This window comes from Micromonospora sp. CNZ286, from assembly GCF_014207755.1.
Genome location: NZ_JACHIZ010000001.1, coordinates 4,288,905 through 4,312,833 on the forward strand (window position 1 = coordinate 4,288,905; position 23,929 = coordinate 4,312,833).

The 23,929-nt window shown below is 72.7% G+C and carries 19 protein-coding genes and 1 tRNA gene; 5 read left to right on the forward strand and 15 right to left on the reverse strand.

The genetic code is table 11. The features are described from left to right. Window position 1: 1 nt before the first annotated feature. On the reverse strand, window positions 2–1,183 hold the full coding sequence (locus FHX31_RS32765; protein WP_402884146.1) for a LysM peptidoglycan-binding domain-containing protein: 1,182 nt from the start codon (window positions 1,181–1,183) through the stop codon (window positions 2–4). Between the two features lie 167 nt (window positions 1,184–1,350). Between FHX31_RS32765 and FHX31_RS18625 the strand changes: the two genes are divergently transcribed. From FHX31_RS18625 to FHX31_RS18640, 4 genes are all read left to right on the forward strand, one after another. Beyond that, window positions 1,351–2,216, forward strand: a protein-coding gene (locus FHX31_RS18625; protein WP_013474031.1) for an IS5 family transposase whose coding sequence is annotated in 2 segments (ribosomal slippage) — window positions 1,351–1,684 and window positions 1,684–2,216 — 867 coding nt in all. Because the reading frame shifts where the segments join, the coding sequence is not laid out codon by codon here. Between the two features lie 215 nt (window positions 2,217–2,431). Then, on the forward strand, window positions 2,432–4,354 hold the full coding sequence (locus tag FHX31_RS18630; protein WP_184976911.1) for an Hsp70 family protein: 1,923 nt from the start codon (window positions 2,432–2,434) through the stop codon (window positions 4,352–4,354). A 780-nt stretch (window positions 4,355–5,134) separates the two neighbouring features. Beyond that, window positions 5,135–5,344 (forward strand): helix-turn-helix transcriptional regulator, encoded by a 210-nt coding sequence (locus FHX31_RS18635; protein WP_030504821.1) that lies wholly within the window; start codon window positions 5,135–5,137, stop codon window positions 5,342–5,344. Window positions 5,345–5,347: 3 nt separating this feature from the next. Continuing rightward, window positions 5,348–6,559 (forward strand): tyrosine-type recombinase/integrase, encoded by a 1,212-nt coding sequence (locus FHX31_RS18640; RefSeq protein WP_184976912.1) that lies wholly within the window; start codon window positions 5,348–5,350, stop codon window positions 6,557–6,559. A gap of 112 nt (window positions 6,560–6,671) precedes the next feature. Here the strand turns inward: FHX31_RS18640 and FHX31_RS18645 are convergent. The 9 genes from FHX31_RS18645 to ald form a co-directional block, all read right to left on the reverse strand. Further along, window positions 6,672–6,748: transfer RNA gene (locus FHX31_RS18645), tRNA-Pro, on the reverse strand. A 148-nt stretch (window positions 6,749–6,896) separates the two neighbouring features. Beyond that, on the reverse strand, window positions 6,897–8,303 hold the full coding sequence (gene der / locus FHX31_RS18650; protein ID WP_013285600.1) for a ribosome biogenesis GTPase Der: 1,407 nt from the start codon (window positions 8,301–8,303) through the stop codon (window positions 6,897–6,899). Beyond that, entirely contained in the window at window positions 8,300–8,980 is a 681-nt protein-coding gene (gene cmk, locus FHX31_RS18655) for a (d)CMP kinase (RefSeq protein ID WP_013285599.1), read from the reverse strand. Before cmk ends, der begins: the two co-directional genes overlap by 4 nt. A 171-nt stretch (window positions 8,981–9,151) precedes the next feature. Then, a complete protein-coding gene (locus FHX31_RS18660; RefSeq protein WP_030274358.1) occupies window positions 9,152–9,922 on the reverse strand; it encodes a pseudouridine synthase in 771 nt (256 codons plus the stop codon). Beyond that, entirely contained in the window at window positions 9,909–10,907 is a 999-nt protein-coding gene (gene scpB, locus FHX31_RS18665) for an SMC-Scp complex subunit ScpB (protein ID WP_184976913.1), read from the reverse strand. Before scpB ends, FHX31_RS18660 begins: the two co-directional genes overlap by 14 nt. Before the next feature lie 4 nt (window positions 10,908–10,911). Beyond that, window positions 10,912–11,937, reverse strand: a complete 1,026-nt coding sequence (locus tag FHX31_RS18670) for a segregation and condensation protein A (RefSeq protein ID WP_221489021.1) — start codon at window positions 11,935–11,937, stop codon at window positions 10,912–10,914. Window positions 11,938–12,038: 101 nt separating this feature from the next. Then, complete coding sequence (locus FHX31_RS18675; RefSeq protein ID WP_013285595.1) at window positions 12,039–12,962, reverse strand: ParA family protein; 924 nt, start codon at window positions 12,960–12,962, stop codon at window positions 12,039–12,041. Between the two features lie 194 nt (window positions 12,963–13,156). Continuing rightward, window positions 13,157–14,128 (reverse strand): site-specific tyrosine recombinase XerD, encoded by a 972-nt coding sequence (locus tag FHX31_RS18680; RefSeq protein WP_091328886.1) that lies wholly within the window; start codon window positions 14,126–14,128, stop codon window positions 13,157–13,159. 11 nt (window positions 14,129–14,139) lie between these two features. Next, complete coding sequence (gene ald, locus FHX31_RS18685; RefSeq protein ID WP_013285593.1) at window positions 14,140–15,255, reverse strand: alanine dehydrogenase; 1,116 nt, start codon at window positions 15,253–15,255, stop codon at window positions 14,140–14,142. A gap of 288 nt (window positions 15,256–15,543) precedes the next feature. Between ald and FHX31_RS18690 the strand changes: the two genes are divergently transcribed. Further along, window positions 15,544–15,795, forward strand: coding sequence for a TM2 domain-containing protein (locus FHX31_RS18690; RefSeq protein ID WP_030274369.1), 252 nt, complete (start codon window positions 15,544–15,546; stop codon window positions 15,793–15,795). 63 nt (window positions 15,796–15,858) lie between these two features. Here FHX31_RS18690 and FHX31_RS18695 read toward each other — a convergent pair whose 3' ends face one another. From FHX31_RS18695 to murJ, 5 genes are all read right to left on the reverse strand, one after another. Beyond that, window positions 15,859–16,464, reverse strand: a complete 606-nt coding sequence (locus tag FHX31_RS18695) for an NUDIX domain-containing protein (protein ID WP_013285591.1) — start codon at window positions 16,462–16,464, stop codon at window positions 15,859–15,861. A gap of 34 nt (window positions 16,465–16,498) precedes the next feature. Next, window positions 16,499–18,229 carry a CTP synthase gene (gene pyrG, locus FHX31_RS18700; protein ID WP_013285590.1) on the reverse strand — a complete coding sequence of 577 codons (1,731 nt, stop codon included), beginning with the start codon at window positions 18,227–18,229 and terminating at the stop codon, window positions 16,499–16,501. 356 nt (window positions 18,230–18,585) lie between these two features. Beyond that, window positions 18,586–21,102 (reverse strand): hypothetical protein, encoded by a 2,517-nt coding sequence (locus tag FHX31_RS18705; protein WP_184976915.1) that lies wholly within the window; start codon window positions 21,100–21,102, stop codon window positions 18,586–18,588. Next, on the reverse strand, window positions 21,102–22,235 hold the full coding sequence (locus FHX31_RS18710) for a glycosyltransferase family 4 protein (protein WP_013477408.1): 1,134 nt from the start codon (window positions 22,233–22,235) through the stop codon (window positions 21,102–21,104). Before FHX31_RS18710 ends, FHX31_RS18705 begins: the two co-directional genes overlap by 1 nt. After that, window positions 22,232–23,929 carry a lipid II flippase MurJ gene (murJ, locus tag FHX31_RS18715; RefSeq protein ID WP_184976916.1) on the reverse strand — a complete coding sequence of 566 codons (1,698 nt, stop codon included), beginning with the start codon at window positions 23,927–23,929 and terminating at the stop codon, window positions 22,232–22,234. Before murJ ends, FHX31_RS18710 begins: the two co-directional genes overlap by 4 nt.

Genomic DNA, 23,929 nt, shown 5'->3' on the forward strand with positions numbered 1-23,929 from the left:
GCTACGAGGGTCGCGCGTGCGGCGGGAGCTGCGCCGTCGCCGACGAGGCCGACGCCACCGGACGGCAGCGGGACAAGGGCGGCCACTGGTGGCCCGTCGTCGGGTGCGGGAGTTCGGGGTTTCGGGCCACGGCACGGCGTAGCTCGGCCACCGAGGGCGGCAGGTGAGTGGGTGGGTCGTCGTGGAGGTCACCGGTGTAGCGGCGCCGGCGCTGTCGCCACACCAGGGCAGCTGCCGCGCTGATGGCGGCGGCGAGGGACCAGGGCAGCCACTCCGCGGAGGTCAGCTGCAGACCCCGCTGGTGGTCGGCGTCCTGCGGGCGTTGCGCGCCGTCGGCTTCCGGCGAGGACGAAGGCCGCGTGGGAGCGTCGGTGGGTGACCCGGAATCCGGTGCGGTGGGTGTGGTCGGCGAAGAGCTCCTGGGCGTGGCGGCCGTCTCGTGGATGTCCGGTGTGGGTGGATCGGTGGGCTGCGGGGCTTCCGGCGGGTTGCTCCGCGGTGGGGAGGGTGCGACGGTGCCAGGTCGCGGTGAGCGCGGGCGGCGGCCCGGGATGGCGGTCTGTGGGGGTTGGGCATCGGCGGGTAGCCGCAGTTCCCAGCCCGGGTAGATCAAGTCGCAGTCACGCAGTGTGCCGCCGACCTGGGGGAAGTGGCGATGCTTGTTCATGCGGCAGATTTCCGGCCAGCGGCCGGCGTCACCGAGCCACTGCTTGGCGATCTTCGACAGGGTGTCGTGTCGCTCGACGGTATACAGGTAGCGGGTGTTGCCGACCTGAATCAGTGCCGGCCCCTGCGCGAGAGCTTGCTGAGGAACAGCCGCTGCCTCGGCCGCGTCGACGGCCGCCGGTGGTCGAACGCCGCCGGTGTTCAGTTGGCCGACGGAGGTGACGGCGATCGCCGCGGTGCCGGCCAGGCCAAACACGAGCCGGTGCAGTGAAGCGGGAAGCCGTAACACCGGGATCCGCCATCGGGTTACCAGCGCGATCAGCTCGGCGATCAGCAGCAGCGCGAGCATGGCCCACAACAGCCACACCGCCCAGACAGCCGCGCCGGCCAGGACGGTCGAGGTGAACCGTTCGTTCGGCTGATCAAACCATGCCACCACCTGCGTCCACGACGGCCACCTCCGCAGCGGGTTCCCGTCAAGGGACACCAGCAACGCCGGTACCCCGGCCAGGAACACGGCTGTGGACACGGTGGCCCGGACTGGTCGGATCACGGAGGACATACGCCCCGCTGTGTGGCGCGGCGGTGTCGACACGGGCGGGACATACACCGTGGGACGCGCGTATTCGGCTAGGGCGTGTCCTGCCGATCTTGTAGGGGTTGGTCGTTGACGATGTGTCGGTGGTGCGTCGTGGTGAGTTGACCGATGAGGCGTGGGCGGTGATCGCGCCGCTGCTACCGGAGCCGGGCGGTGCTCGTGGGCGGTGGCGAGATCACCGGCAGGTCATCAACGGGATTTTGTGGAAGCTGCGCACGGGTGCGCCGTGGCGTGACCTGCCCGAACGTTTCGGGCCGTGGAAGACCTGCCATGAGCGGCTGCGTCGGTGGAGCGCCGACGGGACATGGGATCGGATCCTCGCGGCGGCGCAGGTGCACGACGACGGCACACCGGTGCAGTGGACGATCAGCATCGACTCGTCGATCGTGCGGGCGCATCAGCATGCCGCTGGCGCCCGCAAAAAGGGGGCTCCCCGACAAGTCCGGCGACGCCTGGTGCGCAAGATGGCGAGGCCATCGGCCGATCACGCGGAGGACTGAGCACGAAAATCCACCTCGCAGTCGACGGACGCGGCCGGCCGTTGTCGATCCTGCTCACCCCGGGCCAGGCCGGCGACAACCCCCAGCTCCTCGCCCTGCTCGACGCGATCCGCGTCAACCAGCCCGGACCGGGCCGGCCCCGCAAACGTCCGGACGTGCTGATCGCGGACAAGGGCTACGCCCATGACTCCACCCGTCGAGCCCTGCGCCAACGCGGGATCCGGCACGTCATCCCCGAACGCAGCGACCAGATCGCCCGCCGCGCCGCCAAGGGCAGCACCGGCGGGCGACCACCCGCCTTCGACAAGGCGACCTACCGCAAACGCAACGTCGTGGAACGCTGCTTCAACCGACTCAAGCAATGGCGTGACCTGGCCACCCGCTACGCCAAACGCGCATCCCTCTACCGAGCCAGCCTGATCCTCATCGCCGCCATCATCTGGCTTCCATGATCGACAGGACAGGCCCTAGCCGGTTGCCGCTGTCCGGGGATTGCTGCGACATCCTGTCCGTCCCCCCGCTTGGTAGATCCCTTTCCTCTCGCATACACGGCGATACCCATCGAGGGCCATCTCCTCAGGAAGGATTCTCACCATGCGCGCACAATCGATCACGGGACGGGAACGTGGTTGACGATCTACGCCCCGGTCGGGAGAGACTGCCTCGCATGCCAAGCGGGGGCACGCGACTATCGATCGATCTCACGTCGTCGGCAATCGCCGCCACCGTCGACCGCGATGGCACCCGGATCCCCGTCCTGCTCAACGGCCGCATCGTCATGCCGCACGGCATCGTGATCGACCCCGCCGGTCAACTACACCCCGGCGTCAGCGGGCTGCCGGAGCCCTCGGTAGGTCACCAGTTCATCCGCGACCCGGTGGGCCTCCTGCACGCGGCTGACGCCGAGCCGCCGGTGGACGCCGTACAGCTGCTCGCCGGGCAGCTGTGGTACGTCGCTGACCAGGCAGTCCGCCAAGTCGCCGTACCGGTCGCCGCTCTGACCGTGACCATCCCGTCGGCCTGGGGACCGCGCCGACGGGGGCATCTCACCGACGCGGCAGCCCGGGCGGGCCTCCCCGCACCGGCCATGGTCACCGCGCCAGCAGCACTCGCCGCTTACGCGACCGCCGGCCACGTCCCGGATGGCTCATGTCTGCTGATCTGCGACGCCGATCGGCGTCCAATCACGTTGACCGTCCTGCAAGTCAGCCCCGACGGGTACGAGGAACTCGCCACCCGCCAGGTGAGCCCGAGCCGCGACCTGGACCGAGACCTCGCGCAGCACCTCTTGACCCGTAGCATCGCAGACGACCCCCCACAACGAACCGAAAGAGGGGCCATACCCGAGCCAGCCGACGCGGCACTGCTGGAGTCCATCCGCCAGGCCAGGACCGCCCTCTCCACTCAGGAACGCGCACCCGTTCTCCTGCCCTCGCCCCGCCCACCGGCCGTTCTGACCCGCGACGATGTCACCGCCGCAGCGCAGCCCCTCCTCGACGATGCCGCCAATGCGGTCCAAGGCATCCTCGACGCCGCCGACATCGGCCAGCAGCACCTCAGCCACGTGATCCACCGGGAAGCCAGAGCAATCCCGGGCCTGCAGGAACGCCTCGTGGCCGTCACCGGGCACACTCCGATCGCCCTCGACGGTCACTCCCACGCCCTCGCTGACGGCGCCCTCGCGCTCACCGCAGCCCATCACCAGACAGCAAGCACCGCCAACGACACCGCGCTGCCACGTGTTCGGCTCCGCGTCCGTGACCTGACCAGCGCCATCATCCTGGGCGTCTGCTCGCTCACCGTGCTCCTACAGACTATCCTCACCGCGGACATCGTCACGACCTACTCCGTCCAGGTCGTCGGCGTCCGCCTCTCCCTGCCTCAACTGGGCGTCGCCGGTGCCCTCACCATGCTCACCGCATTCGCCGTGGCGCACCTCGCCCCCACCACCTGGCTCGCCGGCACCACCGACGCAGCCACCTCCGAACCCACCACCGGCCACCTCATCCGACGCGGATACCTCGCCGCCGCCGTCGGCGGATCAACCGCCGCCGCCCTCTACGGCCTCGCCACCGGCACCGCCGTCCAGTTCGGCTATGAGCCATACCTGAAATGGACGCTCGGCTCCGCACTCCCCCTCGCCGCCTGCGCGGCGATCATCGCCGCCACCGCTCCCCGCATCGCGGCTCCGCACCTGTCCGACTGGCTCGCGCGCACCCGTCCGGCGGCCCTGCCCGCCGCCATCGCCGCCACCGGTATCTGTCTCATGCGCGCGGCGATCACCCTCACCCCACCGGTCGACCTGACTGGCATGCCCGGCCTCATCGGCAGCGCCGGAGCGGCACTGCTCGGCATCGCCACCGCCCTGACCACCAGCCGAAGCCGCACCACCCGCACCATCACGGTCCCCGGCCTCGCCATCGGCTACGCCATCGTCTTCACCAGCGATACCAGCAGCGCTCTGCTGGTCGGTTACCTCGTCGCCCTCACCTGGTGGGCCGTTCAACTCGCCGCTTACACATTGCGGCTCGCCTACCCCGGTGCCGGGCAGGCATTGCGCCGGCTCGCGGGCAGCAGCCACACAGCCTGACGAGTCGTCAGAGCAAACACCGGCGCTAACCCTCGGGACTCACCCCTGTCCGGCAAATGACGGCGCCACCGGGGTGAGCACCAGGCAGCGCTCCAACAGATGACGGCCCGCCGAGATCGGCGGGCCGTCCATTCAAACTAGCCAGCCTGCCGAGCCTCTCTGCTCGGCGGGCCATCCGCGCATGCCCTCTGGAGCAAGGAGGTCACCGGTTCCACGCGCCCGGATATCGCAGACCACGACCAGCACCAACCCACACATCAGCCTGACCGAAAGGCAATTGACGATGAGAACACTCCAGAGCTTCCCAATCTGCATCGAGATGACCGGGTGCGCGAGCACCGCGACCCGGATCGCGCGTTTCCACACCCAGCTCGGTACGGGGACGCACCGCGTCTCGCAACCGGCGAGCGAGGGCTCGACTGACGCCCTCTGCCCGCCATCCAGCGGTCCGCAGGACCAGGGGGACGCCGTCCGTCCGCGATCGACACCGAGCCTGCCATGCCTCTTCGAGGACGAGCCCAGCCCTTGGCTTGACCCATGGGGGACACAACGGCTGGATAGACGGCCACAGCTGTCAGATGCCGCACCCGCGGGTCATAGCGACGGCCCCGTTCACCCCCGGCCCCAGCAGCGCCGGGCCAACAAAAGGAAGCATGATCCATGCCCGCCCCGACCCCGAACCGGCCCGGAATTCAGACCAGGTGCCGACGAACGCCGGCCGACTGCCAACCGCACGACGCGGCGCTGGCAGCCCGGTTCGACCGACGTCCTGGACGGGCGATGAACGGCCCCGCCGCCTCCGAATGGCGGCCAGACCCGCTCCTGACCATCGACGACCTCGCGGCCTGGTTGGGCAAGCCCAAGAACACCCTCTACGCATGGCACAGCCGAGGCAAGGGCCCTCGCGCCATCCGCGTCGGCAACACCCTGCGCTACCGGCGCAGCGAGGTCGAGCGCTGGCTCGAAGACCACACCGACGCGGAGCGGTGAACCATGGCCCGACCTGAACTGGCCATCGGCACCTCCGGAAAAATCCGGATCGAGAAACTCGGTCCGAAGAGATTCCGGGCACGCGCCCGGTTCCGCGACTACGACGGCATCACCCGCGACATCGAGGCCACCGACACCACCGGGCCGGCCGCCGAACGGGCCTTGAAGGTCAAACTCCGCGACCGTGCCACCCCCACCGACGACGAGATCACCCGCGAAACGCGCATCAGTGCCCTCGCCGAACTGTGGGTCGAAGAGATCACCGCCGAGGAGCGCATCGCGCCACAGACCATCCACCGATACGCGACCAGCGTCCGCACCTCGATCTTGCCCGCCCTCGGCAACCTCCGAGTCCGGGAAGCCAGCGTCGGACGCCTCGACCGGTTCCTGCGCGACATCGCCAAGGACCGCCCTTCAGCCGCCAAAGGCGTGAAGGTGGTACTCAGTCAGATGTTCGCTCTGGCCGTACGCCACGGCGCCATCCCCACCAACCCGGTCCGCGACACCGGCCGGCTCCGCAAACCCCGCCGCACCGTCGTCGTCCTGTCCGCCGAGCAACTCCAAGCCGTCCGTACGGCGATCCGCGAATGGCAGCGACCGATCCCTGGTAAGCCCGGGCCTCGGCACAGCGGCGACCTGGCCGACGTCGTCGACCTCATGCTCGCCACCGGCGCCCGTATCGGCGAGATCCTCGCCCTCCGCTGGGAGGACCTGGACCTCGCCGCCGAACGACCAACCCTGACGATCTGCGGAACGCTGGTCTTCATCAAGAGCCAGGGCTTCTTCCGACAGCCCTGGACCAAGAGCGACGCCGGCTACCGGAGGGTCGTCCTCCCCCGGTTCGCGGTCGGCATGCTCATGGCCCGCAAACTCACCGCCGCGAACAACCCCCACGACGCGATCTTCGCTTCCCGACGAGGCACCTGGCTCTCCCCCAACAACGTCCGCCGTCAGTGGCGCCAGGCCCGCGCCGAAGCCGACCTCGACTGGGTCACCCCGCACACCTTCCGAAAGACCGTCGCCACCCTCATCAAGGAGGAGATCGATACCAAGAGCGCGGCAGCGCAACTCGGGCACTCCAGCGAGGAGGTCACCGACACCTACTACATCGCCAAGCCGGTACAAGCCCCAGACGTGTCCGGCATCCTCGAACGGCTCGGCAGCCACCCGAGCACCCAAGGATCGTCGCCAGGAGACAACGATGCACACCGATGATGAACTTGGTTGCCGCACCGCGTAAACGGGGGGTTTTCGGGGGGCGGTTCAAATCTCCATCGAAGAAAGTCAAAGCCCTGACCAGTGTTCCCGCTGGTCAGGGCTTTTTCTTTGGTCGGGACGGCCGGATTCGAACCGACGACCCCTTGACCCCCAGTCAAGTGCGCTACCAAGCTGCGCCACGTCCCGATGCCCCCGCCAGGTCTCCCCCGCGGCAGCCGGTACAGCTTAGCGCAGGATCTTCGCACCGTGCGCAGAGGCCCCTCCCGCGCCGCGCGCCACACCCCCTAGAGCGTCCTAGGAGGGTGGCGTGCGGCAACAAGCGGCGACCAGAGGGTCAGCCGTGGGCCTTGCCTCGGCCACCGGGGCCGAGCTTCTTGCGCGGGCGTACCGAGATCTCGATCGGGCTGCCCTCGTAGCCGAACTCCTCGCGGAGCTTGCGCTCGACGAAGCGCTGGTAGCCGGCGTCCAGCGGCCCGGTGGTGAACAGCACGAACCGCGGCGGCGCCGCCCCGGCCTGGGTGGCGAACAGGATGCGTGGCGCGCGTCCGCCGCGTACCGGGTGCGGGGTGGCCTGGACCAGCGCGGTGAGCCACTGGTTGAGCTGCGCGGTCGGGATGCGCGTCTCCCAGCTGGCCAGGGCCTTGCGCAGCGCGGGCGCGAGCTTGTCGACGGCGCGGCCGGTCTTCGCGGACAGGTTCAGCCGGATCGCCCAGGGGATGCGTCGCAGCTCCCGGTCGATCTCCTTGTCCAGGTAGTAGCGGCGGTCGCCGTCGACCAGGTCCCACTTGTTGAACGCGATGACCAGCGCCCGGCCGGACTCGACCACCATGGTGAGGATCCGCTGGTCCTGCTCGCTGATCACCTCGCTGGAGTCGATCAGCACCACGGCGACCTCGGCCGCCTCGATCGCCGAGGCGGTGCGCAGGCTGGCGTAGTACTCGGTGCCGCTGGCCTTGCCGACCCGCTTGCGCAGACCGGCGGTGTCGACCAGCTGCCACGTCTCGCCGCCGATCTCGACCAGGCTGTCGACCGGGTCGACTGTGGTGCCCGCGACCGAGTCGACGACCGCCCGCTCCTCGCCGGAGAAACGGTTGAGCAGGCTGGACTTGCCGACGTTGGGGCGGCCGACCAGGGCTACCCGGCGCGGGCCGCGCGGCCGGTTCTCCACGATCTTCGGCGCCTCTGGTAGCGCGTCCAGGATGGCGTCGAGCAGGTCGCCGGAGCCGCGGCCGTGCAGCGCCGACACCGGGAACGGCTCACCGAGGCCGAGCGACCACAGCGAGGTCGCCTCCATCTCGATGGTGGTGTTGTCGGCCTTGTTCGCGACCAGGATCACCGGCTTGGCGCTGCGGCGCAGCATCTTCACCGCGGCCTCGTCCACGTCGGTCGAGCCGACCATGGCGTCCACCACGAACAGCACCACGTCGGCGGTGACCACCGCGATCTCGGCCTGGGCGGCGATGGCCGCGGCCCGGTCCTTGGCGTCGGGTTCCCAGCCGCCGGTGTCCACGACTGTGAACGCCCGGCCGTTCCACTGCGCGTCGTAGGGCACCCGGTCCCGGGTCACGCCGGGGATGTCCTCCACGACCGCCTGCCGACGGCCGATGATGCGGTTGACGAGCGTGGACTTGCCGACGTTGGGGCGGCCGACCACTGCCACCACGGGCTGCGGGCCGGTCGGCTCACCGGAGTCGGCCTCCGGCTCGCGCAACTCCACCCAGCCTTCGAAGTCCTCGCTCACGCGGCACCCCGCTCGGTGAGCATGTCCCGCAGACGCGCCACGACCTCGTCGATGCCCAGCTCGGTGGTGTCCAGCACCACCGCGTCGGGGGCCTGCTGCAGCGGGTTGACCTTGCGGGTCGAGTCGAGCCGGTCCCGGCGGGCCAGGTCGGCGGCGGTCGCCGCGACGTCGGCGGCGTCCTCGGCGCTGCGCCGCTTCGCGCGCGCCGCCTCGGAGGCGGTCAGGTACACCTTCAGGTCCGCGTCCGGCGCGACCACCGAGCCGATGTCCCGGCCTTCGACCACGATCCGGCCCGCGTCGGCGATCACCCGCCGCTGCCGGTCCACGAGCAGCTCGCGTACGGCGGCGACGGCGGCCACCGCGGAGACGGCTCCGGTCACCTCGGCGCCGCGGATGGCGGTGGACACGTCGGTGCCGTCGACTGTCACGGCGTACCCCTGGGGGTCGGTGCCGATGCGGAGGTCGGCCTCGGCGGCGACCTTTGCCACCGACTCGGCGTCGGTGAGTTCCACGCCGGAGCGCAGGACCGCCCAGGTCAGCGCCCGGTACATGGCGCCGGTGTCGAGGTAGCGGGCGCCGAGGCCCGTGGCCAGTCGCCGCGACACGGTGGACTTACCCGAACCGGACGGCCCGTCCACAGCGACCACGCATCGCCCGGCCGGTACGTTTTCCTCCACCGTTGTCCTCCTCAGCCCGTACCTCGCGGGTCGCCCGGTTTGCCGGGCGCCGTTGAGCGGATGTTCCGTCTTGAATCATGCCCGCGCCGCGCGGGCGTCCCACCGGGCCGGCGTGTGCCGGCCCGCGGACCGCGTCGAAGCCTACCGGGAGCCGTACCCCGATCGTCGGGGTCAGTCACCCACGGCCTTGAACAGGGCGGCGACCTCCGCGTTGGTCAGCCGCCGCATCCGCCCGGTGCGCAGGTCGCCGAGCTTGATCGGACCGATCGAGGTACGGATCAGACGGCTCACCGGGTGTCCCACCTCGGCCATCAGGCGCCGGACGATGTGCTTGCGCCCCTCGTGCAGGGTCAGCTCCACCTGGGCGGTTTTGCCAAGCGTGTCGACCAGCTTGAACCCGTCGACCTTCACCGGCCCGTCCTCCAGCTCGACGCCGGCGGTCAGCCGCTTGCTCAGGTTGCGCGGGATCGGCCCGGCCACCTCGGCGAGGTAGGTCTTGAGTACCTCGTACGACGGGTGCATGAGCTTGTGGGCGAGGGTGCCGTCGTTGGTGAGCAGGAGCAGGCCCTCGCTGTCGGCGTCCAGTCGCCCGACGTGGTAGACCCGCTGCTCCAGTCGCGCGCCGATGAAGTCGGCGAGCTCGGTGCGGCCCTTCTCGTCGGCCATGGTGGTGACCACCCCGCGCGGCTTGTTCATCGCCACGTAGACCAGGCGGACGTCGGCCTGGAGCCGCTCTCCGTCGACGACGATCACGTCGCGGGCCGGGTCGGCCTTGTCGCCGAGCTGCGCCACCCGCCCGTTGACTGTGACCCGGCGCCGGAAGATCAGGTCTTCACAGGCGCGCCGGGAACCCACCCCCGCGGCGGCGAGCACCTTCTGGAGGCGCTCGGCGCCCTCGTACACGGGGGCGTCGGGCTTCGGGGCACGGTCATCGCGTCGCATCGGCAAGCTCTTCTACGTCGTCGGGAAGGAACGGGGCGAGCGGCGGCAGGTCGTCCACCGAGTTCAGCCCCAGCTTCTCCAGGAACATGGTGGTGGTCCGGTAGAGGTAGGCGCCGCTGTCCGCTTCGGTGCCGCACTCCTCGACCAGGCCGCGACCCACCAGGGTACGGAGCACCCCGTCGCAGTTGACACCCCGGATGGCCGAGATGCGCGAACGGGTCACCGGCTGCCGGTAGGCAACCACGGCGAGGGTCTCCAGCGCGGCCTGGGTCAGCCGCACGGACTGCCCGTCCAGTACGAACCGTTCCACGTACGTCGCGTATTCCGGCCGGGTGTAGAGACGCCAGCCACCCGCGGCCCGGCGCAGGTCGAACCCGTGCCCGGCCGCTGTGTATCCGGCGGCGATCTCGTCGAGCATCGCGCCGACCCGTTCCGGCGCCTGTTCGAGGATCTCGGCCAGGACCAGCTCGCTGACCGGCTGGTCCACCACGAGCAGGATCGCCTCCAGGGCGCCGCGCAGCTCCGCGTCGTCCAGGACGGGCGCGGGCGCCGGTTCCGGCACGGCCCGCCGCCGTCCCCGCTTAGGGGGTACGCCGTCAGCCCCCGCTCCCCCGCCCGCCCGCTGCTCCGCGTCCCGCGCGGGCATGCCGACGTCGTCCCCCACCTCTCCCGAGATCTTGGTACGGTCCCGCCCTTCAAAGGGCGCTCCCGTACCAAGATCCGGCGTGGCTGGGCCGGTTGTGGCGATCTTGGAAGGAATGGGCCCCTCTGGGGGCCCTTCGCTTCCAAGATCCGCCGAGGAATCCGGTGTCGCGTCGAGATCTGCTTCCCGGTAACCGGCGGTGTCCGCGATCTCGAGGTCCGGGTGCTCGGCGGGCGGGTCGGAGTCGTCCGGCGCCGGCTTGGGCGGGGCGGGGCGCTCCCACGGGGGCACCCAGGCGGCGGCCTGGTCGGCCAGGGAGTCGCGCCGTTCCTCGTCGCTCATCCGTTCACTCCTGCGTCGGTGCGGGTTCGTCCGCCGTCTCGGTGGGCACGGCGGCGTCGGATGCGGCGGCTGCGGCGACGTCGCCCGGCACGGCGCCAGCGGATTCGGCGGCATCGCCGGCCACCGCGGCAGCGTCCTCGGCCGGAGCAGCCGAGTCGTCGGCCGGCGCAGCGGGGACGGACGTGGTCGTGGGTTCGGGGCTGCCGGCGTACTCGTCGACCGTCAGCTCGGCATCGCCGTCGGCCGGGCCGGTCCAGCGGACAGTGAGTTCCTCCAGCGCCTGCTCCTGCACGAACGCCACAAGCCCCTGCCGGTACAGCTCCAGCAGCGCCAGGAACCGGGCCACCACCTCGAGCGTCATCTCGCAGTCGGCGCAGAGCAGCGAGAACGTGGCGACCCCGGCGCGGCGCAGCCGGTCGGCGATGATGCCGGCGTGTTCCCGGACACTGACCCGGACCATGTGCACGTGGGCGATCGAGACCTCGGGCACCGGTTTCGGGCTCATCGCCTTGACCGCGAGCGTGCGCAGCCGCTCCGGACCGATGCCGAGCACCAGGTCGGGCAGCGCCTCGGCGTACCGCGGTTCGAGTGTGACCGCCCGCGGGTAGCGCCGGCCGCCGACCGCCTCCAGCTCGGCGATGTGCGCGGCGGCCTCCTTGTACGCCTTGTACTGCAGCAGCCGGGCGAACAGCAGGTCCCGCGCCTCCAGCAGCGCCAGGTCCTCCTCGTCCTCGACCTCGGCCGAGGGCAGCAGCCGGGCCGCCTTCAGGTCCAGCAGTGTCGCGGCGACGAGCAGGAACTCGCTCGTCTCGTCCAGGTCCCACTGGTCGCCCATGGCGCGCAGGTACGCGATGAACTCGTCGGTGACCTTGTGCAGCGCGACCTCGGTGACGTCCAGCTTGTGCTTGCTGATCAGCTGGAGCAGCAGGTCGAACGGGCCGGTGAAGTTGTCGAGCCGGACCGTGAAGCCACTCGTCTGTTCGCCGGTGCCCGGCTCGGCGGGCACCACACCGTCGACCTCGGCGGCCAGCTCCGCGGCGACGGCGGGGTCGCCGGGGCCGTGCGGCGGGTCGAGGGGCGGTGCGGTCACCGGGAAACCGTAGACGACGCGGCGGGCGGCCGGCGTGCGCCCTACCGGTCCGCCTGGGCGGCGATGACCTCCCGGGCGAGCTGCCGGTAGTTGCGCGCGCCGGAGGAGGCCGGGTCGAGGGTGGTGATCGGTGCACCGGCCACCGTGGACTCGGGGAACTTCACCGTCTTGGTGATGACGGTCTGGTAGACCTTGTCGCCGAACGCCTCGACCACCCGCTGGAGCACCTGGCGGCAGTGGGTGGTGCGGCTGTCGTACATGGTGGCGAGGATGCCTTCGAGTTCCAGGTCGAAGTTGAGCCGCTCGCGCACCTTGTCGATGGTGTCGAGCAGCAGCGCCACACCGCGCAGACTGAAGAACTCGCACTCCAGCGGGATGAGCACGCCGTGCGCGACGGTCAGCGCGTTGATCGCCAGCAGGCCCAGCGAGGGCTGGCAGTCGATCAGGATGAAGTCGTACTCCTTGCGGATGGTCCGCAGCACCCGCGCCAGGGCCATCTCCCGGGCGACCTCGTTGACCAGCTGGATCTCGGCGGCGGAGAGGTCGATGTTGGCGGGCAGCAGGTGCAGCCCGGCCACGTCGGTCTTGATGAGGACGTCCTCGGCGGTGACGTCGTCCTGCATCAGCAGGTTGTAGACCGACAGGTCCAGGTTGTGCGGGTTGACGCCCAGCCCGACGGAGAGGGCGCCCTGCGGGTCGAAGTCGACGAGCAGCACCTTGCGGCCGTACTCGGCCAGGGCCGCGCCCAGGTTGATGGTCGTCGTGGTCTTGCCGACGCCGCCCTTCTGGTTGGCCATCGCGATGATCCGCGCCGGGCCGTGCCGGTCGGTCGGCATGGGTTCGGGGATCGGCTTGCGCATGGTGTACGCGGCCGGGTCGGCGGGGCCGAGATCGGCACCGAGCGTCGCCTGCTGCTCACGGAGCTCCGACGTCCAGGTCTCGGCACGGTCACCGTTTCCTGCCATGTCCTCGTTGCCCCCTCCCGACGACCACCCGGCGTCGGAGCCGTCCGACGTCCCTCGCGGCGCCGCTGCGCACCCCCGGTCCGTCGTACCTGGAGGCCCGCGCCGATGCCGACTGTACGCCACCGGCCAGCAGCGCGTTCGGTAGCGGGTCGGCGTGTCGGCCGCCCGTCAGCCAGGTCCGGCCACGTCGGCACTCAGCGGGCGCGGGGGTGGGCTGTCGCGTACACCTCGCGCAGCCGCTCCACAGTCACCAGCGTGTAGACCTGGGTGGTGGTCACCGAGGCGTGGCCGAGCAGTTCCTGCACCACCCGCACGTCCGCGCCGCCGTCGAGCAGGTGGGTGGCGTACGAGTGGCGCAGCGTGTGCGGGGAGACCGCGTCGGGCCCGTCGACCGGCAGGCCGGCACGTGCGGCGGCGGTGCGCAGCACGGCCCAGGCGCCCTGCCGGGTGAGCGGGCCGCCACGCGCGTTGACGAAGACCGCGTGGGTGCCGCGCCCGGCGGCGAGCAGTGCCGGGCGGCCCCGGACCAGCCAGGCGCGCAGCGCGTCGGCCGCGTACCCGCCGACCGGGACCAGCCGGGTCCGGCCGCCCTTGCCGCGCAGCAGCACCGTGCCGGCGTCCAGGTCGAGGTCGTCGACGGACGCGCCGACCGCCTCGGAGATGCGCGCGCCGGTGCCGTACAGGAATTCCAGCAGCGCCCGGTCGCGCAGCGCGCGGGCGGCGGCGTCGCCGCTGGCGCCGGGTGTGCCGGCGGCCTCCAGCAGCCGCAGGACCGCGTCGACGGGCAGCGCGCGGGGCAGCCGTCGCGGCGGCGCGGGCGGGCGGACGTCGCGGCTGGGATCGGCGCCGGCGAGTCCCTCGCGCAGCGCGAAGCGGTGCAGGCCGCGGACCGCGCTGGCCGCGCGGGCGGCGGAGGAGACGGCGAGCGGCGGGTGGTCGTCGTCGCCGGCGCGCAGCCGGGCCAGGTGGGCCTCGACCTGCGCGGGCCCGGCGGCGGCCAGGTCGTCCACCCCGGCTGCGGCCAATGTGGCGAGGTAGCGGTCCAGGTCCCGGCGGTACGAGGCGAGCGTGTTCGCGGACAGCCCGCGTTCGACGGTGAGGTGGTCCAGATAGGTCCGGACCGCACGGCGCAGGGCCGGCGCGGGTTCCGCGCCGGCCCTGCGCACAGCGGCGTCGGTCAGCTCAGCACCTCGTCCAGCGGCAGCACGTCCATGCCGTGCGCCTCGGCGACCGGGCCGTAGACAACCTTGCCGGCGTGGGTGTTCAGACCGAGGGCCAGCGCCGGGTCGTTGCGCAGCGCCTGCTGCCAGCCCTGGTTCGCCAGTTCGAGGGCGTACGGCAGGGTGACGTTCGTCAGCGCGTAGGTGCTGGTGTTCGGCACCGCCCCGGGCATGTTCGCCACGCAGTAGAAGATCGAGTCGTGGACCTTGTAGACCGGGTCGGCGTGCGTGGTCGGGCGCGAGTCCTCGAAGCAGCCACCCTGGTCGATGGCGATGTCGACGAGCACGCTGCCCGGCTTCATCCGGGAGACCAGCTCGTTGGAGATGAGCTTCGGGGCCTTCGCGCCGGGCACCAGCACCGCGCCGATGACCAGGTCCGCGTCGAGCACGGCCCGCTCGATCTCGTACGCGTTGGAGGCGACGGTCTGCAGGTGGCCCCGGTAGATGGCGTCGGCCTGGCGCAGCCGGGCCACGTTCTTGTCCAGCAGCAGCACCTCGGACTGCAGGCCCAGCGCGATGGCGGCGGCGTTCAGGCCGGACACGCCCGCGCCGATGACCACGGTCTTGGCCGCGTACACGCCGGAGACGCCGCCGGGCAGCACGCCCCGCCCGCCGCCGGTACGCATCATGTAGAAGGCGCCCACCTGCGGGGCGAGGCGGCCGGCCACCTCGGACATCGGGGCGAGCAGCGGCAGCGAGCGGTCGGGCAGCTCGACCGTCTCGTACGCGATGCCGGTGACCTTCCGGTCGACCAGCGCGTCGGTGCACTCGCGGGACGCGGCCAGGTGCAGGTAGGTGAACAGCACCTGCCCCTCGCGCATCCGGTGGTACTCCTCGGCGATCGGCTCCTTGACCTTGAGCACCAGATCGGCGGTGTCCCACACCTCGTCGGCGGTGGCCAGGATCTTCGCGCCGGCGGCGGCGAACTCGTCGTCGGTGATGCTGGAACCGACTCCGGCGCCTGCCTCCACGAAGACCTCGTGGCCGTGGCGGGTGAACTCGTTGACGCCGGCGGGCGTGATCGCCACCCGGTACTCGTGGTTCTTGACCTCGCGGGGGATTCCGACCTTCACGATGCAGACACCTTCCTCCGGGGCGGCTCACCCCCGACTGCGCGGCCGCGCCGGCTCCGTTGCCGGCGCGGTCCGCCTGTCCCGCCGGCGGCAGTCTAGGCCCGTGGGAAGCCCACGGGCGGCGACACTGTGACATCCGGTGCCCGCTGGTCCTGACGGTGTGTCAGGCATGCCTCGGACTGCCCGGTGGAGACGCCATCCGCCGAGAGGACAAAGTTCGATGACATCTTCCCATCGGCTGAGCGGCGAGGCCGACAGGACGTGAAGCGATCACTATTGTGTCCGCTCATGACCACTCCTTATCAGCAGTACCCGCAGGGCGTCTCCGACAAGAGCAAGGTCGTCGCGGGTGTGCTTCAGATCCTGCTCGGCGGCTTCGGCATCGGCCGGTTCTACATGGGCGACACCAAGACCGGTGTCATCCAGCTCATCGTCACGCTCGTGACGTGCGGCTTCGGCGCGATCTGGGGCCTCGTCGACGGCATCCTGATCCTCGTCAACGGCGGTGTCGACGGGCAGGGACGCCCTCTGCGCGACTGACCACAGGCGCACGGAAGGGGCCGCCCGGCGCAGTGCGCCGGGCGGCCCCTCGTCGTTTGCGGATCAGCGCGGCAGCGGCGCCTCCGGGCGGCGCAGCTCGGTGAAGCCGGTGTCGCGGGCGCGGGCGGCGGCGAGCAGCCCGGCCACGCAGGACGCGTTGGTGATCTCGCCGGCCAGCACCATCCGCACCGCCTCGTCCAGGTCCACGCGGACCACCTGGAGGTCGGCCTCCTCGTCGTGCCGGTCGTGCCGCTGATCGGCCGGCACGTCGGCGAGGTCGCGGGCCAGGAACACCCGCACCACCTCGTCGGCGAAACCGGGCGAGCTGTGCAGGTCGACGAGCACGTCGACGCGCCCGGCGGTCAGGTCCGCCTCCTCGGCCAGCTCCCGCAGCGCGGCGGCGGCCAGGTCCTCGCCGCCGACGTCCATCAGCCCGGCGGGCAGCTCCCACAGGTGCCGGCCGACCGGGTGCCGGTACTGGCGGATCAGCACCACCTGACCGGCGTCGTCGAGCGCCACCACGGCGACCGCGCCGACGTGCCGCACGTAGTCGCGGGTCGCGCTGCCGCCGCCGGGCATGGTGACGTCGTCGCTGACCACGGAGAAGATCCGGCCGGACCAGATCTCCCGGCGGCCGGTCACCTCGTACCGGTGCTCGACGCCACTCACGCCGCCTCCCCGCGCGCCCGCGCGGACCGGCCGCTCACTTCGCGGACGCCTTCGCGCCACCGCCGCGGCCGGCCTTCTTCGACGCGCCGTCCAGGTCCACCGGCAGCTGGTCGGCCTGCGAGTACGCCACGGCGGCGCCGACGAACGCGGCGAACAGCGGGTGCGGCCGGGTGGGGCGGCTCTTGAGCTCCGGGTGCGCCTGGGTGGCCACGAAGAAGGGGTGCAGGTTGCGGTCCAGCTCGACGAACTCGACCAGCCGCCCGTCCGGCGACGTGCCGGAGATGGTCAGACCGGCCTTGGTGAGCTGGTCGCGGTAGGCGTTGTTCACCTCGTACCGGTGCCGGTGCCGCTCGCTGACCTCGGTGCTGCCGTACGCCTCGGCGACGATCGAGCCCTCGGCCAGCTTCGCCGGGTACGCCCCGAGCCGCATGGTGCCGCCCAGGTCGCCACGCCCGGCGACGATGTCCTCCTGGTCGGCCATGGTGGCGATGACCGGGTGCACGGCCTCCTCGTCGAACTCCAGCGAGTTCGCCCCGTCGAGGTTGGCCAGGTGCCGGGCCACCTCGATGGTCATGCACTGGAGGCCGAGGCAGAGGCCCAGCAGCGGGATGCCGTTCTCCCGCGCGTACCGGGCGGTGCCGACCTTGCCCTCGATGCCGCGGACGCCGAAGCCGCCGGGGATCACGATGCCGTCGACGCCGGACAGCGCGGCGGCGGCGCCCGCCGGGGTCACGCAGTCGTCGCTGGGCACCCACTTGAGCTGCACCCGGGCGCGGTGGCCGAACCCGGCCGCCCGGATCGCCTCGCTGACCGACAGGTACGCGTCGGGCAGGTCGACGTACTTGCCGACCAGCGCGACGGTGATCGTGTGCCGGGGCTGGTGCACCCGCTCCAGCAGGTCGTCCCAGCGGGTCCAGTCCACGTCGCGGAACGACAGGCCGAGCCGGCGCACCACGTACGCGTCGAGGCCCTCGCGGTGCAGCACCTTCGGGATGTCGTAGATGCTCGGCGCGTCCGGCGCGGCGGTGACCGCCTCCCGGTCGACGTCGCAGTACAGCGACAGCTTCTCCTTGACCTTCTCCGGGATCTCCCGGTCGCAGCGCAGCACCAGCGCGTCGGGCTGGATGCCGATGCTGCGCAGCTGCGCCACCGAGTGCTGGGTCGGCTTGGTCTTCAGCTCGCCCGACGGCGCCAGGTACGGCACCAGCGACACGTGCAGGTAGAAGCAGTTGTCCCGGCCCAGGTCGTGGCGGATCTGCCGGATCGACTCCAGGAACGGCAGCGACTCGATGTCGCCGACAGTGCCGCCGACCTCGGTGATCACCACGTCGGGCACCTGGCCGTCGGCGTCCGGGTCCGCCATGCCGCGGATGCGGGCCTTGATCTCGTTGGTGATGTGCGGGATGACCTGCACCGTGTCGCCGAGGTACTCCCCGCGCCGCTCCTTGGCGATCACCGCCGAGTAGATCTGGCCGGTGGTGACGTTCGCCTTGCCGGAGAGGTCCCGGTCGAGGAACCGCTCGTAGTGCCCGACGTCGAGGTCGGTCTCGGCGCCGTCCTCGGTGACGAAGACCTCGCCGTGCTGGAACGGGTTCATCGTCCCGGGGTCGACGTTCAGGTACGGGTCGAGCTTCTGCATCACCACGCGCAGTCCGCGCGCGGTCAGCAGACTGCCGAGGCTGGAGGCGGTGAGGCCCTTACCCAGCGAGGAGGCGACGCCCCCGGTGACGAAAATGTGCCTGGTCGTCCGTGCTGTTGGGGCCAAGGCCTGCTCCCGTGTCGTCCGTAGCGGTCGTGCGAACCGCCGTGCCGATCAGCAGAGTGATCACGCGATCCACGGGATTCCACGGTAACACCATCCGGACCGTGAGCCGGCGTCGCACCCGCTGTCGGCGCACGTGAGGCCGGTGCCGGCCCTCCCCCGGCGCTCCCCTGGCCCTCTCCCGGCCCTCCTCCGGCCCTCCGTCCGGCCCGGGTCCGGCCCGGGTCCGGCCCGGGTCCGGCCCGGGTCCGGGCCCTTGATCGACACCAGCTCGCCGATGTGGTGCCTTCCACCGGGCCTCGACCCCGCCACCTCCCCGAACCGGCGGGCGGCAGACCTGGCGGGCCACGCGGGCGGGGTCAGCGGGCAGGGATGTCCGAGGACGCCGGGGTCGGCTGTGCGGGCACCTGCGCCCCGCGGGCCGTGCCCGCGGCGCGCGGCCCGTCCGGCGCCTCCGTGCCAGCGGAGCGCGTTCCGTCCGGGCCAGCGGGGCGCGGCCCGTCCGGCGCCTCCGTGCCTGCGGAGTCCTGCCCGTCCGGTCCGGCCGGCTCCCCGGCCTCCCCCGGGTCGCCGGCACCGTCGCCGGCCGCACCGTCGGCGGCCACACCATCACCGGCCGCACCGTCGGCGGCCGAGCCGTCACCGGCCGAGCCGTCGCCCGCCGACCGACCACCACCCGCACCGTCGCCGGCCGGGCCGCCGGCCGCGCCGCCCCTGGAGGAGTCGTCCGGTCCGCCCGGTGGGACCGCGCCCGTCTCGCCGCCGCCACGCCCGCTGTCGGGCACCGTACGGTCGGTGGAGTGGTCGAGCACCCGCAGCGCCGCCAGGGCCGCCATGGGCACCACGAGGGCCGCCGCCGCGCCGGCCACGTCCAGCGCCGACCCGCCGAGGAGGCCGCCCAGCCCGACGGCCACGCCGGTGCCGGCCATCGCCGCCCGGATCGCCGGGTAGATGCCGAACAGCCGCATCAGCCCGCCCCAGGGCTGGAGCAGCGCGAGCCAGACCAGCGCGGCCCCGGCCAGGGCCAGCACGGTGAGCGGGCTGTTCACCAGTGTCTGGATGTTGGAGCTGCTGGACCGGTGCACGGTGAGCCCGCCGGTGCCGTCGCCCACAGCGGCCAGGAACCGGCCCAGGCTGCCCCGCTCGTCCGCGGGACGGCCCAGGTCGACCAGGGCGAAGCCGACGGTGACCGCCAGCGCGGCCATGGTCGCCCAGGCCAGCCGGCTCACTGTCAGCCAGCCGCCGCTGCAGATCGCGGCCGCGACGCTGACCCCGGCGGTGAGCGCGATCGCGCCGATCGAGTCGGCCCCCAGGTACGGGCTGCCCACTATCACCACGGCGAGCCCGCCGACCGTCACCATCACCATCGGCCGCCAGCCCTTGCGGAACCGCTGGGCGAGCCAGCCGCCGCACAGCAGCGCCCCGGCGATGAACACGCCCAGCCCGACGGTGCCGAGCCCGGCGTACCGGCCACCCTCCAGCGCCGAGTAGCCGACCACGCCGTTGAGCTGCAACCGGGAGCCGGTGAGCACGTCCACTCCGACGACGAGCGTGGCCAGCCCGGCGACCGCCCCGAGCGGACCGAGCGTGCGCTCGTGTCCGGGACTGAACCGGACCGCGGCGGTGCCACCGACGATGAGCAGCGCGGTCACCGAGGCGTACCAGAGGCCCGCGTGGTCGCCGCGCCACCAGGGCACGGCGTCGGCGAGCAACGCTGCGGGCACTGCCAGCGCGGCGGCGATCAGCAGCAGCTCCACCACCGCCACGATCCGCGGGGACACCGGTTCCGGCCCGTGCGGTCCGGCGAGCCGGCGGGCGCGGCGCAGCAGCGGCAGCACCGCCACCGCGAGGGCGAGCTGGGCGGCGGCGAGCAGCGTGAAGAACCAGCCGGCGACGCGGCGCTGGGCGGCTGCCTCCCGGTCCGCGTCGGCCGGCGCCTCGATCGCGGCCCGCAGGTCGTCCGGCCGGTCGTCGACAGTCACCGCGGGCCGGCCGAGGAACGCCCGTTCCGGCATCGGCTTGTCGAGCACGGCGAGCACGGTCGGGGCCAGGTCGATCAGTTGCAGGTAGCCGGACCGGGCGGTGCTGGGCGAGGTCAGCCAGCCGCCTTCCCAGCCGGGTCCGTCGGCGATCGCGACGTGCAGCCGCGCCGGGGAGTCGGTGTCGGACACGCCCGCGACGAGCACCAGCGAGCGCGGCGGCCGGGCGGCGAGCACCCGGGCCAGCCGGGCGTCGGCCTGCCGCGCCTGGGCGGCCCGTACCTCCGGGTCGTCGTCGTCGACGGTGCCGACGTCGACGACGCTCAGCACGCAGGAGCCGAGCAGTTCCGCCGGCTTCTCCGGGAGCGCGGGCGCGTACCTGTCGACCCGGCCGAACGGGCGGGCGGCGGCCACGGCGGCGCCCGGACCGACGGCCACCGAGCAGCGCACCGACTCGGCCAGCGCGCCGGGTGTGGCGCCCCAGGAGAGCTGCTCCTGGTTGTGCGCCACCGCGCTGGGCTGGTCGGGCAGGTTCGCGCCGATGCCGTCGGGCCGCTCGACTGTCACACCGGTGGCCGGGCAGCCACCGCCCGGGCGGGCGCCGGGCCAGGCGGCGAAGTTCCCCGCGCCGAGCGTGAGCCAGCCGTCGACCGGGCAGGTGGGGCGGTGCGCGGAGCGTACCGAGAGCGACCCGATCGCGCCCTGCTCGGCCATCCGCCACAGCGTCGGCGTGTTCTCCGGGTCGACGTCGTCCCACCGCAGGCCCGCCGCGCCGACGAGCACCACGAAGTCGGCGCCGGGCCGGGCCGCACCCTCGTCCGGGCGGGCGGAGAGCGCGGTGATGCCCAGCGCCACCACGACCAGCGTCAGCAGCACCGGGGTCAGTCTGCGCAGCATCAGCGGTTCCCGGTGGAGAGCTGGGGTGTCAGCTCGGCGTAGAGGCCGGCGAGCGCGGCCACGGTGTCCGCCTCGGTGGGCCAGGTCGCGGCCCGCGCCAGGCCGCGACGGCCCAGATCGGCCCGGCGTACGGGGTCGTCGAGCAGGTCGCGCACGGCCGCGTCGACGGCGTCCACGTCGCCCGGCGGCACCAGCACCGCCGCGTCGCCGACCAGGTCCGGCAGCCCGCCGACGGCGGTCGCGACGAGCGGTACGCCCGCCCGCAGCGCCTCCTGCGCGAACAGCTGGCGAGCCTCCCAGTCGCTCGTCACCACCGCCAGGTCGGCGGCGCCCAGCAGGTCCGCCACGTCGGTACGGTGCCCGAGCAGCGTCACCGGCGCGCGGGCGGCCGAGATCCGGGCGGCCAGCGGCAGGTACGCCGGACCGCTGCCGGCGATCACCACGAGCGGGGCGGGAGTACGGGTCCGCCAGCGGGCGGCGGCGTCGATCAGCACGTCGTACCGCTTCTGCGGGTGCAGCCGGCCCACCGAGAGGATCAGCTGCTGGTCGGCGGCGACGGCGAACTCGGCGCGTACCGCCGTGCGGCGGCGCCGCGGCGCGGGCAGCGCCGGCGCCGCGACCGGGGCCAGGCGGGCGTCGGCGGCGCCGAGGGAAGCGGCGCGGTCGACAAGGTCGGCGGAGGCGCCCAGCGCGACCCGCACGGACCGGGCGACGACCCGCTCGACCAGCCGGGACACCGCGCCGCGCAGGCCACCGGCGAGGACCGCGTTGTGCCAGGTGACGACCAGCGGCGCGGCGGGACGGGCGAGCGCGGCCACCAGGCCGGCGCGCAGCCCGTGCGCGTGCACCACGTCGACGGGTGTGTCAGCGAGCGCCCGGCGCAGCGCGGTGACCGCGCGCGCGTCGCCCGGCGTGGGGCTGGCCGGGATCTCCACCGGCGTGAACCGGGCCCCGGCGCCGGTGAAGTCGAACTGTTCCTCGGTGGCGGCCGGGCCGCAGACCAGCACGGACGCGCCGGCCTCGGTCAGCCCACGGGTGATCGAGCGCACGTGCTGCCCGACCCCGCCGGTGCTGGAGGCGAGCACCAGGGCCACCGACCCGGGCCAGCGCGGTGCCGGCGAGGCGTCCGTCATGAGGAAACGGTCTCCCTTCCGTCACCCCGCTCGCCGGGGTGCTGCTGCGCCGGCGGGCCGTCGTCCCCGCCGGCCGGGCGTCGCCGGCGCAGCCGGCGGGTCACGGTCGCGAGCAGCGGCCGCAGGTCGCGGGCGTCGGTCAGCCAGGCGACGGCGAGGAACAGGACACCGACCACGACCCCGGACAGCATGCCCTGCGCGAGGGCCCACGGTGTCGTCGGGGTGCCGTCACCGAGCCCGGCGAGTCCCGCCGAGACGGCCGCTCCGCCGGCTCCGGCGACGACGGCCGCGAGCAGCCCGGCGGCGCCGGCCCGGCCGACACCGGCCAGCGCCTGGCCACCGGCGGCCCGCCGGACCGCGGCGATCAGCAGCACGCCGAGCAGCAGCATGCCGGCCGAGGTCGCCAGCGTCACCGCGAGCACCCGGTCGGCCAGCGGCGCCACCTGCGCGGACACCACGGCGAGCGCGGGCACGCTGAGCCAGCCGAGCGCTGTGGCCACTGTGGCCGCGCGGGTCTCTCCCCGCGCGTACAGCGCGCGGGTGAGCACCGCGAACAGGCCGTAGCCGACCAGGCCGGGCGCGAAACCGGCGATCCCGGCCGCCGCGGTACGCGCGTCGAGCGCATCGGAGAAGAAGAAGTGCCCGACCGGGATCGCGGTGCCGACGAGCGCGGCGGCGCCGAGCAGGCTGAGCAGCACGACCCCGCGTACCGCCGGGGCCAGGGTCTCCCGGTAGGCGCGCTCGTCGCCGGTGGCCCGGGCCGCGACGAGCGTCGGGTACGCGGCCACCGCGAGCGGCACGGCCAGCACCGCCCAGGGCAGGAAGTAGACGGTCTGGGCGAGGTTGTAGACGCTGACGTCGGCGGTCCGGCCGTAGGTGACCTGATTGAGCGCGACGACCAGGGCGATCTGCTGGGCGGCCACGGTGACCGCCCCGGCGACCACCAGACCGCCGACCCGGGCGCGGGCGTCGGCAGGGAAGCGGTAGCCCGGCCGGATCCGCAGCCGCAGGCGGCGCACCGGGATCAGCAGCGACAGTGAGAGCACCACCACGCCGAGCGTGGTGCCGGCGGACAGCAGCAGCTCGCCGCCGCGCCCGGCCTCCCCGATCGTGGCCAGCCGCCCCTGCTGCGCGGTGAAGCCCAGGTAGACGGCGATGACCGTGACGCTCGACAGCAGCGGCGCGATCACCGGCCAGGCGAAGCGGCGGTGCGCCTGGAGCACACCGGTCAGCACGATCCCCACGCCGTACAGCGGCAGCTGCGGCGCGAAGACCCGCAGCATCCGCGCCCCGGACGCCTGCTGGGCCTCGCTGAGACCGTTCCCGATCAGGCCCGGCAGCGGGTCGGCGAACAGCGCCAGCAGCACCGCCAGCGGGACCAGCAGGCTCAGCGTCCAGGTCAGCAGCGCGCCGGTGGTGGCGGCCACCGCGCGCCGGTCACCCGCCTCGACGGCGCCGGCCAGCAGCGGTACGACGAGACTGGCGAGCGCCCCACCGGCGACGATCTCGAAGATGAAGTTCGGGACGTAGTTGGCCACCAGGTAGGCGCTGCCGAGATCGGTGGGGCCCAGCATCCAGGTGAACACGGCGGTACGGCCGAAGCCGGCGAGCCGGCTGAGGACGGTGAGGACGGCGATGAGGGCGGCCGCCCCGGCGACCCGGCCGGCGGCGGCGAGAGGAGCCGGTTTCGTCAC

Excerpts from the sequence above, each read along its gene's own strand:
- scpB (WP_184976913.1), bottom strand. The coding sequence starts at position 10,907 with ATGAGCGACGAGGAACGGCGCGACTCCCTGGCCGACCAGGCCGCCGCC.
- FHX31_RS18640 (WP_184976912.1), top strand. The coding sequence starts at position 5,348 with ATGGCCCGACCTGAACTGGCCATCGGCACCTCCGGAAAAATCCGGATC.
- FHX31_RS18630 (WP_184976911.1), top strand. The coding sequence starts at position 2,432 with ATGCCAAGCGGGGGCACGCGACTATCGATCGATCTCACGTCGTCGGCA.
- FHX31_RS18635 (WP_030504821.1), top strand. The coding sequence starts at position 5,135 with ATGAACGGCCCCGCCGCCTCCGAATGGCGGCCAGACCCGCTCCTGACC.
- FHX31_RS18710 (WP_013477408.1), bottom strand. The coding sequence starts at position 22,235 with ATGACGGACGCCTCGCCGGCACCGCGCTGGCCCGGGTCGGTGGCCCTG.
- FHX31_RS18675 (WP_013285595.1), bottom strand. The coding sequence starts at position 12,962 with ATGGCAGGAAACGGTGACCGTGCCGAGACCTGGACGTCGGAGCTCCGT.
- FHX31_RS18690 (WP_030274369.1), top strand. The coding sequence starts at position 15,544 with ATGACCACTCCTTATCAGCAGTACCCGCAGGGCGTCTCCGACAAGAGC.
- FHX31_RS18705 (WP_184976915.1), bottom strand. The coding sequence starts at position 21,102 with ATGCTGCGCAGACTGACCCCGGTGCTGCTGACGCTGGTCGTGGTGGCG.
- FHX31_RS18660 (WP_030274358.1), bottom strand. The coding sequence starts at position 9,922 with ATGCGACGCGATGACCGTGCCCCGAAGCCCGACGCCCCCGTGTACGAG.